The following is a 1134-nucleotide window of genomic DNA, read 5'->3' as shown; positions in this document are numbered from 1 at the left end:
AGAATGATATCGACCCGAAGATGATTGAGTTCTTGAAGGGTCTGTGGGACGGCACCGGTCGCACTCGCATGAATATGGATCTTGACAAGAAGAAGGAGACGACTGCCGTTGACTCCGGCATCATCCTTTCTGGTCAGGAGATGCCGACATCGGATATCGCTCTCTTTACCCGACTCGTCTTCCTGCAGTTCCCTCGAAGCGAGTTCTCGGATAAGGAGAAGCAGAATTATAAGGTGCTGCTCGAAATGCGCTCACTGGGTCTTACACACCTGACTCTCGAAATACTCAAACAGCGCAAGCACTTTGAACAGGCATGGTCTACGGCGTTCCATGATACACAGAATATCGTCGGCAACGCTCTCGGTGGCGAAAAGGGTGAGGATCGTATCATGAACAACTGGTGTGTGCCGTTGGCTGCGCTTCGGGTGCTACAAAAGATCATCCCTACGCTGACTTTCGATGAGATGCTGCAAGTCACCATCGAGGGGATAAAGAAGCAGAATGGTGAGTGCAAGACTAACGGCGAGCTGGGCAACTTCTGGAACGTGGTGCAGTATCTCGCAAGCGACGGCGAACTGATTGAGGGTGGCGACTTCTTCATCCGCTATTGCAGCAAGTTCAAGACGGACATCATCAATGCCACTTGGCAGTCTGAACGTCCGGTGCTCTTCCTGCAGAAAACTCGTATCTTCAACCTCTACCGCAAGGAGGGACGACAGGCTAACGAGAAGGTGCTGCCTACGGATGCGTTGAAATACTATCTTCAGAACAGCCGTGCCTACCTGGGCGAAAAGGTGGCACGATTTGATGTGTACAAGAAGGGCATCATCCAGTACGACCATACCAGGGCTGCTATGGGTAGCACGCCTCCTAAACTTACTATGACACAACGTGCCTACTGCTTTGACTATGACTTGCTTTGCGAGACGTTTGGCATCAGTCTGTGGACTGCGCCTGACCAATCCGACAGCGACGAGCCATTCTAAGGGCTTTTTACTCTTAAAAGTGGTAGCTTACTACGAATATATTTCTTTTCAATAGGTATCATAATCAGGTGGACTGCCGGGGCGATTGCATCGTCTCGGCGGTTTTTATTTTGCGGAAGACATGGCCATCCTCTGCGATGTACTCCGT

At 50.8% G+C, this 1134-nt stretch carries 1 pseudogene; it reads left to right on the top strand.

The annotated features are described in order from the left end of the window. Positions 1 to 986: pseudogene (locus CHL74_RS15400) on the top strand (DNA primase); the annotation flags it as partial. Between the last annotated feature and the right edge of the window lie 148 nt (positions 987 to 1134).

Source organism: Prevotella sp. 885 (assembly GCF_002265625.1).
GTDB lineage: Bacteria > Bacteroidota > Bacteroidia > Bacteroidales > Bacteroidaceae > Prevotella.
Note: the sequence above shows the minus strand (reverse complement) of the source record. Positions and strands in the feature narration are given on the sequence as shown.